General features: G+C 42.8%; 7 protein-coding genes. 1 reads left to right on the forward strand and 6 read right to left on the reverse strand.

All coding sequences use genetic code 11. The features are described 5' to 3' along the window. Positions 1–67: 67 nt before the first annotated feature. From ACRRU2_RS05285 to ACRRU2_RS05310, 6 genes are all read right to left on the reverse strand, one after another. On the reverse strand, positions 68–6,706 hold the full coding sequence (locus tag ACRRU2_RS05285; protein ID WP_432500256.1) for an Ig-like domain-containing protein: 6,639 nt from the start codon (positions 6,704–6,706) through the stop codon (positions 68–70). Between the two features lie 119 nt (positions 6,707–6,825). After that, positions 6,826–8,397 carry an ABC transporter substrate-binding protein gene (locus ACRRU2_RS05290; RefSeq protein ID WP_432500258.1) on the reverse strand — a complete coding sequence of 524 codons (1,572 nt, stop codon included), beginning with the start codon at positions 8,395–8,397 and terminating at the stop codon, positions 6,826–6,828. 145 nt (positions 8,398–8,542) lie between these two features. After that, entirely contained in the window at positions 8,543–10,864 is a 2,322-nt protein-coding gene (locus ACRRU2_RS05295; RefSeq protein ID WP_432500259.1) for an AraC family transcriptional regulator, read from the reverse strand. 28 nt (positions 10,865–10,892) lie between these two features. Continuing rightward, positions 10,893–11,759 carry a carbohydrate ABC transporter permease gene (locus tag ACRRU2_RS05300; protein ID WP_432500261.1) on the reverse strand — a complete coding sequence of 289 codons (867 nt, stop codon included), beginning with the start codon at positions 11,757–11,759 and terminating at the stop codon, positions 10,893–10,895. Positions 11,760–11,771: 12 nt separating this feature from the next. After that, complete coding sequence (locus ACRRU2_RS05305; RefSeq protein ID WP_432500263.1) at positions 11,772–12,683, reverse strand: ABC transporter permease; 912 nt, start codon at positions 12,681–12,683, stop codon at positions 11,772–11,774. A 280-nt stretch (positions 12,684–12,963) separates the two neighbouring features. Beyond that, entirely contained in the window at positions 12,964–15,000 is a 2,037-nt protein-coding gene (locus ACRRU2_RS05310; RefSeq protein WP_432500265.1) for a 5'-nucleotidase C-terminal domain-containing protein, read from the reverse strand. 385 nt (positions 15,001–15,385) lie between these two features. Here ACRRU2_RS05310 and ACRRU2_RS05315 point away from each other — a divergent pair. Then, on the forward strand, positions 15,386–15,971 hold a 586-nt coding region (locus ACRRU2_RS05315; protein ID WP_432500267.1), incomplete at its 3' end, for a transcriptional regulator.

Raw genomic sequence — 15,971 nt, forward strand, 5'->3', positions numbered from 1 at the left:
GCCCCTATAACAAGATCGCCCTCCAGCTTGCCTGATGGCAAATTAGAGGGCGATTGCTTTTTAACAATTATTCATCAATACCAAGGCTGAGCAGCAGCTTTACCAATTCAGCTCGTGTTGCAATCATCTCTGGCGCGAAGCGATTGACTCCAATACCCGATACGAGTCCTGCTTCGTAAGCGGCAGCAATATAAGGTTTAGCCCAGTTCGCAATTTGCTGCGCATCTGCGAAAGGCAAAACTGGCTGCTCAGGTATTTTCAATTGCATGGCCCGCGCGACCACAACAACCAATTCTGTACGAGTGAGCGGAGCATTCGCTCGAATTGTACCATCCGCATACCCCGTCAGAATTGATTTCTCCATCAGTGCTTTCAGATGACCGCTAGCCCAGCTTGGCACTGTGTTACTGTCCTTGATCATCCATGCATCGCTAGTTGCATTAAATTTCAGCATACGATTAAGCATCGTTGCAAACATGGCTCTAGTCACTACTTCATTCGGTTTAAAGCTTCCATCTGCGTAACCTTTCACGATACCTCGCTTAACCGCTTCCTCAATATATGACTGTGCCCAATGTCCCTTCGTATCTGAGAATGTAATTACAGGCTGCGCAGTTGATGGATCAGGCTCTCCTTCCGTATCCCCCGGCTCATCTCGCGGATCTGGTATATGCGGAATATATGGCGGATTGACCTGTGGTTGCTGCGCAGCATACACCTCCAGCTCGGCAATAACCATCTGACCGCCAATTTGATGAGGTCCATCAGGCTTTAGCGCTTGAACCCCGATATAACGGTAGGACTGTGATTGAGTCAGTTCATGCGTCACTGTCTCATTATGCGCAGAAGCCGATTTCTCAGCAATCGTGGTCCAGGTCATCCCATTAGTTGAGCCTAACAAGCGGAACTGAGTGGCAAAACCATCGCCGAAGGTTACCTTCAAACGTCCGATATTATTAGACTGCTCCAAATCAACGATATAAGTCCAAGTATACCTGCCGTCTGCTTGGACCATCGTATCTGTCTTGCGATCAACACCTTCATACGGTGATCTTCCGGCATGGGTGCCTAGCACTTGACCGTTTGGCTCGTCGTACACAGCGGCAGGTTTAAACAAAGCCAGATTACCCGATGCATCCGCATTCACAACCGTCACGGCTATACTATCACCGAAATTTCCAATTGCAGTCACAGCTTTAATCGTCGATGTTCCCGCACTGATGGCTGTTACCTTGCCGTTTGCATCAACCGTTGCCACTAATTCATTCGAAGAAGTCCAAATCACTGTCTTGTTCGTTGCATGACTTGGCAAGACTTGTGCGTTAAGCTGGACGGCTTCACGCTTCACCAATTGAATCGATTCCTTGTCCAAGGTCAGCGACGTTGGAGCAACTTCTGGCTGCTTTTGGAACACCTCGAATTCTTTCACAAACATTTGACCGCCCAGTTGAGACGGACCGTCTGGCTTCAACGACTGTATAGCTGCATATCTAATCGAAATCGGCTCAGCCAGCGTATAGCTTACGCGCTTATTCAATGCCCCATCTGTACCGTTATACAATACCTGCCAGCCTTCATTTTCAACATAGCCCATAAACGCATATTGTGTAGCAAAGCCGTCACCGAATAAGACGGAGAGTTTTTCAACTTCATAGCTCTCGCCTAAATCTACTACTAAACTCCATGCATAGGATCCATCCGCTTGTGCATTCGTACTTTCATCACCATCGACAGCCGCCGATGCAGGCGAATTCGCATGTGTAGCTAACCCTTGCGTTAAATCATTTTGATAGGCAGCCGCATGTTTGAACAATGCAATATTGGCATTTGGATTTACTTCCACTGAAACAGCAGCACTGAAGCCGCCAACAGCAGTAGTCGCTGTCACAGTTGCCGTCCCCTCACCCTTGGCCGTTAATTTGCCCTGACCATCGACGCTCACAATCGATTCGTTGCTAGAAGTCCAGATCAATTGTTTATTCGCATCTTCAGGTGTCACTATCGCTTGAATCGTTATGCGATCTCCTACCATCATTTCTACAGCTGTCTGATCCAATGTAATACCGGTTGGTGAGACACCGGCTTCGGCCGTGCTGTAGATTTCTACTTCCGAAATAACCATCTGCCCGCCTGACTGGTACGGTCCATCCGGCTTCAGTGCTTTAATGGCGATGTATCGGTACTCTTGTACGGAAGCAAATGTATGCAAAAATCTTGTCCAGTAATGACCGTCCGTACGCGTCGCAAGCACATCCCACTGCGTACCATCAACAGAACCTAACCACTCATACTCAGATGCAAAACCATCGTGGAAAGTAACGGCTGCACTTCTAATCGGCTGCATGCCCCCTAGATCAACCACATACTGCCAAGCATAGGAGCCTGATGCTTGCACCGCTGTTTCACTGTCTCCATCAACGCCAGCGGATGCTGGTCTATCTGGCTGTACATCAAGTTCATTACCATCAAGATCATAAACTTTAGCAGGACGCATTAAGGCAAGATTGCCCGATTGCGATTCAATAACCGTCACTAGCACGGATTGTGCAGCCCCGCCCATTTCCGCTGTTGCCGTGATCGTTGCCGATCCAGTTGACATGGCCTTTACACGTCCTGCAGCATTTACTGTTGCAACAGAAGGGTTGCTGGACGACCAAACGATCGCTTTTGAAGATGCATCAGAGGGGATGATTGTTGCTGTAATATCCCGCCGTTCTGCAACCTCCAGCATGAAATTTTCTGTATCCAGCGTAATGGCTGTTGGATATATGAGGTCATCTTCGCGCAGATCATACGCTGCGAAATTAGCAATAGCCATTTGGCCGCCTGGCTGTCCAGGCCCATCGGGCTTCACTGCACGGATGCCAACATAACGCATCAACTTCTCGCTAGATAAGAAATAGCTTCGCGTTGCATACGCTTCGCCTGTCCCCGATTGAAGTACCGTCCAATTCAAGCCATCAAGAGAGCTCACAAATTCATATTGCGTTGCATAGCCTAAAGCGAAGGTTGCTTCAACTCGATTGATGCCATACACAGCACCAAGATCTACAGCATAGATCCAGGCATAACTGTCAATCGCTTGGGCGAAAGTATCCAGACTGCCATCGACACCTTTTGAAGGCTCTGACCCAACATGATAGCCAAGCTCTGCATAAGTAGTCGGATGCAGCCCTTTAGCCGGGCGTTGGAAAGCAACATTGCCATCGTCTCGTATATTCACAATCACATCTGCTTCCGCAAATACACTGCCGTCCATGGATACTGCTGTAATGGTAGTAGTTCCCGCGCTAATTGCTGTAAGCTTTCCATTATCATCTACAAGCACAACATCTGGAGCGCTGGAACGCCAAGCCAGCCGTTTGTCAGTAGACTGCTCAGGCAATACAGTTGCATTCATAACATAATTTTCACCAATATCCATGGAAAGCTCCGACCGTTCCAATGAAATTGACTCCACCGGAATCCAACCATGCACTTCAAATTCCTTAATACTCATTTGACCGCCAAGCTGATTGGGGCCATTCGGTACTAATGCTTTAACGCCTACATACTGTGCTTTAATCGATGTCGGCAGCTTGTATACCTGTCGCCTGTCACCCTCACCTGTCAATACAGCAAGTGTCTGCCAATTGTCATCTTCATCCTTCCAATTCAACTCATAGGAGGACGCATATAGATTCTGTTCAAACTGTACCGCCATAGAATTGATCGTATAGACAGCACCCAAATCTACAATATAAGCCCAATCCCATGAGCCAATCGCTTGAGTAGCCGTACTCAAATCTCCGTCATTTCCGTTGCCCGGATCTTTATTCTCTTGCGGGAATACATACCCGCTATAAGAGGTGTTCATTAAAGCAGAATTTTTATTCAACGCTACATTTGTCGTTTCGGGAGAATAGGCCGGCGATAATGTAATAGGCGAATTAGCAGAATAAATGGAGAAGTAGCCCGGATTACGGAAAGGTTCTACCGTGTCCACGACATCAAATATTTTCTCGCCATCCACGTACATAACTATTCTGACGCCCTCATCCACATTGATTACGCCGACTTGAATCCGGTGCTTCTTGTTGCTTTTAAACTGTGTGTTAGCCAGATTTCCCCAACGCGGTGTGTATTCGTTGAAGCTGCCAATCAGCATTTCTCGGGCGCCCTTGACCCATTTCTGCAGTTCCCATTTGCCTTGAGTGACTACAACTAAATAATTGGAATTACCATTCATGAAGGACTGATTCGGATTAGCCGTCCGCAAGGCAAAACCATTCCAATCATGCAGCGGCAGCTCCATATAGAAATCCAAAATTTCATCTCCGAATTTCTTGCCGGTGTACGTTGTGAAGTTGCGTTTGGATACTATTCCATCACTTACACGCTCAACCGTACCTCCTGACCAATGCTCTAGATCATTGATCTCGGCACTGAGGGAATAAAAATGCTCATCTACTATCGATCCGTTGATGGCATCTCCAGTAATTATTACTTGCGTTGTCCATTGCACTTCTGAGTTTTTCGGTGTCGTTACCGTATAGACCACTGGTTGAGTAAAATCTACCGTTGAACCCGGTGCTGGCGTTACGGTATGTCCTGGCAGCAGCGTCAATTGAGGAACTAAAGCAGACACATCTGTTCCTTCAGGAACGCATAGAAACAGCTTTTTTAAAATAGGATCGATCCTAGTGCTGCAGCTTTGACCCGCTACTTGAAAAGAACTGATTTCACCTTCCAATCCGGTGTAATATCCATTCGAATCCGACTGCTTCGCATAATTTCGTACAACTTGTAAATTCCGCTGTGACGATGTCTTGTTTTTAATATCTGCATATTGCGCCTCAATGCCTGCTTCTGCAATAATAGCTTGGGCAGCTGAGGGCCAGTTGCCATTTTGTACTACAGTTGTATTCGTAATCGAATTATTCACACCATCATTGCGAAGCCGTGCCGTGTCTGTAAAATTGTTATAAATCATATTGTCGCGAATGGATGCTGTCCATAAAAATATCCAATGATAGGTGTTACTGATGACATTATCATGTACAGCAAAGTATCTGCTCGCCTCATCTAAATAAATAGCATTATCCAGCGGATAATCCGCACGAGCCACACCATCAACTACATTGTGATGAATCGTCGAATTTTCCTGTGCTCCTAAAGTATAAATGGCCCCGCCGTCATGCAGCACCTGACTTACATTTGTTATTTTGTTATACGCAATTTCATTATCTCTAGCAACCGAGCCTTCGCTAAAGCCTGCTGCTCCTCCGGCATCCGTAGCGCCCCAGCCCCAGCCCATGGAAACCCCACTATAAGGAACGAAATCAATTTCATTATGATGCAGCTTAGTTTTCTCCGTATAGCCAACCCAAATGGCAGTCGTGCCGTAGTATTCTACTGCGACATTTTTAATCAAGTTATTGTTTACGACATTGTTTTTTACAATTTCCCGAGCATCTGCTGGATGATGATCATTCGTGCTTCCAATAAACATTGCCCCTGCTGACAGATCCTCGAACACATTGCCAATGATTTGATTATTTTGGCTGCCATATTCGAAATTCAGTGCACTTGCGCCAAAATGACGGAATACATTGCGCTCCAGTACAATATTATGTGCAGCGCGAAAGTTTAAAGCGGACGGCACCTTGACTGTCGTATCTCCCCAGCCATTCTCATACTGAATGTCACGCGTATAGCGCAGTCCGCCCTGCCGCTCTATATAACCCCAGTCGCTAGGTTCAAGCCAAGCAGTGTGCTGAAATGTAATTCCTTCAATCTGGATATTATGAATGGGGGCTTGGATAGTGCCTTCTGCAGTTAAAAAGGTTTGCAGCCTCGGCACTACGAAGGTTGTTTCCGCAATATTCGTGTTATTTAATGGCTTATAATAAAGCTTGCGCACGCCTGTGCCATCGATCACACCTGTCCGGTCCAAATACCACTCTCCTGCTTCATCCAGCAGCTCGTAAGCATTCTCAATCCAAGTTGGTTTTTCATTCGTATGGCCAAATGGAGACCAGCAAGCCGATTCGATCGTCAGCTGTGTTCCGGTTATCGATTCTACAGGGCAACGATGCATCTGCCACCAGCGTAATATGACCACCTCTATGTCCTGCTTATTACTCCAACTGGACATTACATCATCTTGCATTTCATAGCCTTGCTCAATCACACCCCAGCCTACGGGCGATTTCTCGGATGAAGCACGATAAGCCCGCTGCCCGTCTACATACAACTGTCTCGTCTCCAGTTCAGCTGGAACGATCGCCTGATAGATGCCGCTGTCCGCATCGAACAACTGCCAATCCAGATCATCCAGCTCTTGCCCGCCGTCAAAAATAACCTGTTGGCCAGGCATAGCACGGTAGATAATATTAAAACCATTGGTTCCGGAATCTTCATTCGTCAATGTTAAGGTTGACGTGCGAATATATTTTCCGCCAAGCAAATTTATCGTAATATCGCCTTCCATATCGGCATTAAGCGTTCTAACCATAAGCTGAGCTTGCTCTAACGAGCACGGAGAACTTTCCGTACAAACCTCTCCTGAGCCAGATGGGGAAACATATAGCTGGATATCCGCAGTACTGGAGTAGACCGTTGCTGTACGAATGGCCATGACAGCTGTAAAGACGATCCCAAATAAAATCATGTACGTGATCCATACTCGCCTATGCTTTATACTAGTCTCAAAAATCAGCTTCATCTGATCCTCTCCCTTATATGAATACGCTTTCATATGGCGTATTAAAAGACAGGACAATCGCCTGATCTTAGATCTAGCGATCGTCCTTGAATTAGGACGACAGAGTCGTACTTTCTTGATTATTTGTTCGCTTTCCAGGCATCAACTTGGCTTTGCTTCTCCGCGATCACTTTCGCAGCACCTGCTTTGTTCAGCTTCTCCAAGAACTCTGGATATTTCTTATCCAAATCATAAGAGCCGGTCATAAAGCCAACCATATATTCCGACCATACAGAGGAGACTTGGGCAAGCTCTGATTTAATCGGCTCAGGATTGAATGTAAACCCAAGCAGCGGTGATACTGCGGCTGTAGCATTCATCTCTTGTGTCTTCTCCCAAATGCCTACGTTATTCGCATCGGTATAATAGGCGTTGAACTGATTGCCATATACCCAGTCCGCATTCGGACTATAGCCGCTATCTTGAATTTTTTCAATTACCCCGTTCGCTGCATCCACTACGGTATAGTGTTTACCTTCGATACCGTTCGTAATGAGACTATAGAGTTGTTTATTTGTATTAATCTGCTCGAGGAACATCATCGCCCGCTCAGGGTTTTTGGATGTGCGGCTAATGCCTGTCATCGTTCCCACAATGCGGTCAGTTGTAACAAGCGGCGCCGTTGCTTCTGCATATACGACTTTACGGTTATACTTAATCTGTTCTTCCGCATCAACGCCAGGCTTCACCGGCATATTCGCGCTTATCATTAAAGGCAATCTGCCAGCTTGGATTTCATTCGTAATCATCTCTCCTGTGATCAATGCCGCATCTTCAGGAATATAGCCCTTTTTCATGTATTCTCTAAGCGTTTCAATCGTCTCTTTAAATTCAGCTGAATCGAACTGATTCACTACCGTTAAATTTGGATCATCCAGCTTCACCCAGCCAACCGAGCTGACTTCGCCTATACTATCAAACCCAAAATACGGTGGTGCAGAAATAAAGAAATCATGATTTGGCAAAAAGCGATTGTGGGGTTCGTTCCATGATGCCAAGTAAGGCTCTAAATCGCGCAATGAATTGATTTTGGAAAGATCCAAATTATACTTCTGAGCCACTTCCTCAAAAGCTACAGGACCATACGGCATGGCATAGATTTGCAAGTTGATTGCACCAAAAATTTCCCCCTTCACTCGCGTACCATTCCATACGGAATCTGGAATAGAGCTATATAGTGTAGGAGCATATTCCTTCAGCAGGTCGTCGAGCGGAATCAGAGCACCCTTGCTCACATTCTGATAATAGTCATTCAACCAATTCGATACAAAGGCAAGGTCATAAACATCGCCTGCCGAATTCATCAGGTTCATCTTTTGCCCATAAGCACCAAAATCAACAGGATTCAGCTTGATATGTGCATTAATTTCTTTTTCCAAAATTTTGTTTATTTCCGCTTCGATTAACGCAACATCACTAACATTAGAAGTAGCAGTAGGATAATAATAACTAAGCTCGACAAATGGAAGCTCTGTCTTTGGCGGCGTACTCGATTCATTTGAAGATGTCGATGGCGGAGAAGAACTTGCCGACTTATTTGCTCCATCCTTATTGCTGCTCTCGCCATTGCTGCTCTCGCCGCATGCGCTTACAAGCATTAGTACAACAATTGCCAATAGCATTCCTGTCCACTTTGTTTTTTTTCTTATCACGGTGAAACCTCCCTTTATATGTGTAGGCTGGATCATCGCCCGCCTTCAGGGTCAGTATAGAAGAGATCATTCCTAATACTAAAGGATAAAATGCGATATTTATGACCATTATCGATACAATAGAGCGCTAATTTTACATACTTTTCTAAAGATTCGATTGTTCGATAGCTTTCAATCTGAAATCTCTAAAGGATAGTCCCGTACGCTTCTTAAACAAGCTTGAAAAATATTTTTTATTCTCGACTCCAGTCTCTTCTAACAGTGTTTCAATACTTATTTCTCGCTGAGTCAGCCCTTCCATAACCTTCTGAATACGATATTCCAAAATATAATCTCCAATTGTTTTGGCATAAGTTTCACGGAATACTTTACTAATGTAAACCTTGGAAAAATTCAAATGATCAGCAATCGTATCCATACATAAGTTAGGGTCACTATAATTTTTCTCGATATGAGCTGCAATATGTTTTGCAATAACCGCACTGCGGTTTTCACGATGTTCTTTGACGGATTGTGTCACTTGATATAAAATCTCTTGAAAAAAAGACTCCGCTTCAGGCAGCGTCTCAAGCCCTTCAAGCACTTGATTGTAGGCATTCAAATCAAAGCTGTTCGGCTGATTATGACTAGGTGTAACTTGCGATATGTTATAGAGGAAGAATAGTAAATATCTCACATTAGAAACAATGATCTCATAGCGATAGTCTTGCAGGGTATGCATGATGAGCATTAGCTTTTTGACAGACTCTTCATATTTCCCAGCCAGAATTGCATCTGAAAGCGCAGCTTCCATTGCTGCTGGTATTTTATATACTTCCTCTTGTTTGAGTGAATTGACCGTCTGACGCGAAATTAAAGCTCTATGACCCACTAGATAACGATACTGAGACAAATAAGCAGCATCGTTAAACGCATCTATTGGAGCCTGACCTTCCACAACATCGCTCACCGTAATGGTCAGAGATAAGTTCAGATTTGCAAATATCCATTCCTGCATACTCTGTGATAAAGATTTAATATCATCTATAGTATTATCGGCTTTTATCGTTTGCGGCCAATTTAATAGAATGACTTGTTTGCGTTCGGAGAAATTAATAACTTCTCCCTTTATTCCATACCTGTCTAGCTGCTCAGCAACCACTTTGCGCAAGGCATAGCGTAGAAGCTCTTGATCTGAAGTACTGTATCGGCCTGAAAATGAGCTGAATTGGTCAATCTCCAGCAAAATAATCTGGTAAGGTTTATCGAAATCAACATCAAGCATATGATGCTTGGCAAGCTGAGCTTGTAAGACCGTTTCATTTTCTGAGTGCAAAATACTTTTTAACAGTTCATTTTTGCGAAGCAGCTTTGCCTGCTGATAATACGGCAATGTTTTGTTTAGTACCATTTCAATCGCTTTCCATTCACTTACTGGCTCAGGCAACAGGGAGAGACTGCTTGAAGTGCCCTTTATTTTTCTTAATAGCTCCTTAAGCGGGCCAGTAAGTTTATTGGATACAATAAAGCTCGCCAGCAACCCGATTAATAAAAAGAATAGAGCAAATCCGACTGTATATCCTCTTAATTGGTTAATGACTAGAATCTGTTCATTATAGTCCTGTATATCAATAAATTTCCAGCCTAATAGACTGGAATTAACATGTGTCACAATATAGGATTTACCCTCATACGGATAAATAAAGTGGCCTGACCTAGAATCAATAGACATGACCTTTGCCACAACAGATTGCGTTAACACATCCGTATACTGATCTCCCTTCATAATAGATGGACTGACCATCCAGCCATTCTGATCTACAATCAAGACAGTCCGCAGCTCGTTGCTCTTCTGTTCCTCCTCAAATGCATGCACTAGATTTCCTAAGTAACTGCTTTTTATATTTAATATGACTGCACCATCGATACCATAGTCTGGATTATAGTAATCATACAGAACATAGGTATACACATCCTCCCTTTCATTCGCCTTCGTCATTGGAATTTTACGAGCAATAGGGACACTTCGCTCTATAGGAGCACGCAGCATTTCCATAAGCTCCTGATCATAGAAATTGCTGCGTGTGCTGATGCTTTGCCAAGATGTAGAAATAATTCTATCCTGCTTTTGATTGTAGACATGAATTGAGGCCACAAACTGATTTGCTACAACCTGTTCCAGCAATTTATCGCGTTCTTCCTTCAATGTTAATGCGTCCAATTTATCTCCATACATCAACATTTGTTTTTTGGGGTCATTGAACTGAGTAACAAGCAATTCGAGCGCATTGGCATGCATAAAGTCTGCGCTAAAGCTTGTCATAGAGAGTGTGCGAAGATTAGCATCTACAATTGCATCAGTACGGTCCTTGGCATAAATGGCATATACCGTAACAGACAACAATATGACCACAAGGGATAAAATTAGACTAAATGTGATAAATACTTTAGTACCATAACGGTTTTTAAAATCCATTCGCCATTTCATGCTTTATCCCCCTGATAGCCATTCATATTTATCCCTTCACGGCTCCGATAATAATCCCTTTTACAAAATACTTTTGAAAATATAAGTACACAAAAGCCATCGGCCCGATTGCAATAATTGCCATCGCCATTCTCACCGGCTCCATCGGGATATCTGCAGCGTTCAATCCTCTTCCGGCGTTCTTAAGCATAAATTCAATATTTTGCATCATGACCATTAACATGTATTGAAGTGGATATAATTGTGTTTTATTTATAAATAATAGACTATTAAACCAATCGTTCCAATATCCCAAAGAGGTAAATAAGGAAATTGTAGCCAGAATCGGAGCGGATAATGGCACAATAATTCGGAAATAAATTTTAATTTCGGAAGCACCTTCAAGCATTCCTAATTCGATCAGGGAATATGGTATAGTCTGGAAAAAGGTGCGGATTAATATAATAAAGAAAGGGCTGATCATACCAGGCAATATAAGCGCCAAGATCGTATCCTTAACAGACAAATATTGACTTAGCAAGATGTAAAATGGGACTAATCCGCCATTAAACAGCATTGTAAAAAAAATATAGAAGCTTAATGGATTTCGATAAGCAAAATCTGGTCTTGATAGAGGATAAGCAAGTAAAGTAGAAAAAATAATACTCAGCGTAGTTCCCAGCACAGTAACGGTAATAGATACCCCGTAGGAACGAAGCAATTGAGCAGGGTTTAAAATGATTACTTCATAAGCCTTTAGACTCCACACTTCTGGAATCAACTGATAGCCGTCTTTTGCCAAAGCCACCTGATCTGTAAGAGAAGCAGATAAGACGAGAACAAATGGAATTAAGCAAACAATCGCGCACAGACTCATAATCGTATATAAAATAACAGTTCCTAGTTTTACCTTCAATGTACCTTCCTCCTAAAACAAAGCATTGTCCTTGTCGATTTTACGTACAATAAAGTTGAACACAAGCACCAGCACAAATCCGACCACTGCCTGATAGAAGCCTGCTGCGGAAGCCATTCCAACATCGCCAACCGTACGCAGCATTCTAAAAACATAAGTATCAATGACATCAGTAGCAGGATACAAATGTCCAAGATCTCTAGTAACGGAATAAAACAAGCCGAAATCCGCATAAAATATTTTCCCGATTGAAAGCAGCGTCAAAATTGTAATTACAGGTATGAGAAACGGCATTGTAATGTACCTGATTTGCTGAAATTTATTGGCGCCGTCCAATTTAGCAGCCTCGAAATACTCCGGATTAATACCTATAATGCTGGCCAAATATATGATGCTGTTATATCCCGTCACTTTCCATACCATTGCAATCGTCAAAATATAAGGCCAAAATCGCGGCTCCATATACCAGTTCACCGGAGCCAAATCTAATGACAGCAGTACACTATTCAGGAAGCCTTTCGTTGTCAGCATCGCATATACCAAGTAGGACACGATAACCCAAGACAATAAGTACGGCAAAAAGAGTGTCGACTGGATAAATCTATTAAGAAACCTTGAACGAATTTCATTCATTGTAAGTGCCACTAAAATGGCGAAAATCGTTGTGAATACAATAAACAAACCATTCATCATGAGCGTATTTCTTGTAATCCGCCAAGCATCCTGACTGAGAAATAAAAACTCGAAATTTTTGAGTCCGATCCACTTGCTGCCGAAAATTCCATCTACGTAGTTATAATCCTTGAAAGCAATTACAATCCCCCCCATGGGCAAATAAGCCATTACCAATAAATAAAGCACACCTGGGATCGTAAGTAACAATAATGCTTTATTTTTCTTGAAAATCCGCCACCGTTTAGCCAATTGGTATTCCCCCTCTAACTAGCAAAAATTATGTTTCTGATTTCGTATTTTCACTTTATGATGTTAGCCAGGCTGTTACAATTACAAAACCATACAGGATGACCAAAATTCGATCTATACGCAGGATAAATCTAGATACTTTGGCTAAAAATCAATAAAAAAACGCAACCTGGTTAGGTTGCGTGTATGAACGGTTCAAAAAAAGACTATCTCGAATGAATCGAAAAGTTTACCTCAAACGAGCCAAACACAGGGTTGTCATGCTTATGCACCGTGTACTTTACGGCAGCACTAATATTTGTCCTGGATAAATTAAGCTAGGATTTTTAATCTTGTCCTTGTTTAATTCATAAATTTGTTTCCAAAGCGTTCCATCATTTAATGTTTTCTTAGCAATTCGAAATAAATTATCTCCCTTCACGACGGTATAAGTCTTTACCGTCACTTCAGAGGACTCTTTGTCAGGTGTTTTAATTGGAGCTTCGATTTCAGGTTCGGTTACTTTTGACTGTTCCATCTGCCAATCCTTTACCGATTTCAAAGAGTAGCTGTCTGCATTTGGTTTAACAAGCGCTCCGCCATCAAGATGCTTTGTAAACAATTCTACTAGTGGTACGGCATATTGAATATGTGTTTCTTCTTTCACACTAGGGTCTTTTTCAATCGCTTTTTCAAAAGTGACATAACCGTCTTTGCCAAGAGCTGTGAACGAGTTAGTAGCTACAACATAGGTCTTATCCATATCTAGTGGCGACCATACGCCTGTCTTTCTATCTTTTATTTCAAGATTGTATACACTCTTAACGTCTTCATCTGCATTTAAGTATACGTCATATCTCAAGTGTGAAGAGTAAGGAAACGCACCTGTTGATTGTGTAATGCCTTGTGAATACCGGATGGCGTCATCTAACACATTGACTATTTCTTCGCCGGTTACTTTAACCGTTGTAATTGTATTCGAAAATGGCAGCATCGTGTAGGCATCTGCCATCGTAAAATCACCCTGCAAAAAGTTCGATCTTACACCGCCGCCATTTTGAATAGCCACATCAGCATGCGGCAGGCTGTATAAGAAAGAGTCGGCAACTATTTGCCCTGCAAAGCTGCCGTTGGCATCCTTCATATCGGTAAAAGGCTTAGGGATCCGCTCGTTCGACAGTGTTTCTTGAACGGAGCCGATAATTGTCTTCATTTCTTTCTCTACGGCTTCCCGGTAAGGACTAATAATTTCCTCCACGACAGGATCCGTTTTTCCCTCCGTCAAAACATTGCTTTTTGCAATCATTTCTTTTATACGAGCCAATACTTTCTCATCTGCATCCACCCATTTGTCATCTACAGAAACCTGATATGGGCCGCCAACAGGAGCAATTGGATTTCCTTTTATACTGATGATTTCACCTTGATCATCAAATTTCAAGTCCATTTTGCCCAGAACCTTTGCGTATTCCCATGCTTGAACAATATACGTTTCTTTACCATCAGCATTTTTAACAGCTGTTGGATATTCACCGGTTACTGGCAGCCCCAGAGCCTTCATTTCACCGGAAGAATCAAGCAGATTATGCGTATCTCCGCCAATAATTAAGTCAATGTCGTTCGTTTGAGCTGCCAAAACTTGATCGAAATCATAACCTAGGTGGCTCAGTACGATAATTTTATTGATTCCTTGCTCCTTTACTTCTTCAACCGTCGAGCTTACAAACTCGATTTCATCAACAAAATCTACATCCTCACTGACAAGAGAGGACTCCTTCGTTTTTTCTATTTTTACAACACCGATAACAGCTACCTTTTCACCTTTAATTTCTTTAATCAAGTATGGCTTCGTTAATTTTCCATAAAGGGGGGATTTTTTATTAGGTTTAATATTTCCCGCCAGCATCGGAAAGGTAGCCATATCATATAATTCTGCAAGACGTTGATCTCCTTCGTCAAACTCATGATTGCCAATCATGTAAGCATCAGGCTGTAATGAATTTAATATTTTCATATCCGTTTCGCCCTTGTAAAGGCTGAAATAGAGGGTGCCATTCACTTCTCCACTTTGTAAATATAAGGAGTGATCGTTTTTGAATTCATTAATTAAAGAGGATATGAAAGACATTCCGCCTAATTGCAGGCGCACCTTTTCTCCTTCTTGGTTGTCATCATAATTTAGGCTTAAATCAAACGTTTGGCTCTCCAGGTGAGAGTGGTGATCATTCAAGTGCATAATCGTCAATTCAAATGGCTCGGAGGCCCGCACAGCTGTCGGACTAATGAATGAGGATACAATCAGTGCAGAAATTCCCAGCTTAAGCAGATTCTTTTTCATAAGTACTGGCTCCTTTATTAATAATAGTAGCAGTCAAAACACACTTTACACTCCTACTATTTTTGGTAAATTAACTGGGCATTAATATTAAGTAAATATAGGTCCACGTTCCGCATCAAATCCGAGTGTGTTATAGTAGTTGTAGAGTGAGAGTAGGGGTAGAGTAGGGGTAGAGTAGTGTAGAGTAAAGTAAAGTAAAGTAAAGTAAAGTAGAGTAGAGTAGTGTAGTGTAGAGTAAAGTAGAGCAGCCGTTCAACCGCAAATCCACGAAATGCATACTTTGAAGCGCGTGAAGCACATGCCGCTTGGAGTGAGAGAAATTGCTTGCAATTTCCCTTACTCCGGGCGGCATTTTTATTTTTTTGATCGAAAGGCGGGCGTAAGAATGAGTAGTTTTGAGAAGAGGATGGAACAATGGCTTTATGAGCAGATTGCTGCAGAAAAAAATCCGCGAAGACAAGAATTGCTTCAAAAGGGAATTGGACATGGCACTAAGGAGTTTTTGAGCAAGATATGGTATCCTGCTGTAGGCAACTTTAATGATTTGTATGCAGAATGGGAAATTCGGGATTTTGGCAATCGATACCGTTATCTGGATCTTGCCTATATGCCCGGTGGAGCCAAAGGCTGCATCGAAATTCACGGTTATCGATCTCATGCCAGAGATATTGAAGCGTGGCGGTTCAGAGATTTATGCAAGAAACAAGCGTATTTAGTATTGGACGATTGGATGTTTCTGCCTATTGCTTATTTGTCAATCGAGGAAGAACCGGAGGTCATCAGACAGATGACTTTGTCCTTTGTTGGTAAATTTGTATCTATGTCAACAAGTCATTCATTTAGTTGGATTGAAACAGAGACTTTGCGGTTTGCACGTGGAGTAATTCGACCTTTTCACTCTGATGAACTTGCCTTGCACCTGAATCGATCCACTCGACAGGCAAGACGTATTTTAGACAAGCTTGTAAAAA

The organism is Paenibacillus sp. GXUN7292, assembly GCF_050864975.1.
Taxonomy (GTDB): domain Bacteria; phylum Bacillota; class Bacilli; order Paenibacillales; family Paenibacillaceae; genus Pristimantibacillus.

Bases quoted from the DNA above. Each gene is read 5' to 3' on its own strand.
- ACRRU2_RS05285 (WP_432500256.1), bottom strand. From the start codon at position 6,706: ATGAAGCTGATTTTTGAGACTAGTATAAAGCATAGGCGAGTATGGATC.
- ACRRU2_RS05310 (WP_432500265.1), bottom strand. From the start codon at position 15,000: ATGAAAAAGAATCTGCTTAAGCTGGGAATTTCTGCACTGATTGTATCC.
- ACRRU2_RS05295 (WP_432500259.1), bottom strand. From the start codon at position 10,864: ATGAAATGGCGAATGGATTTTAAAAACCGTTATGGTACTAAAGTATTT.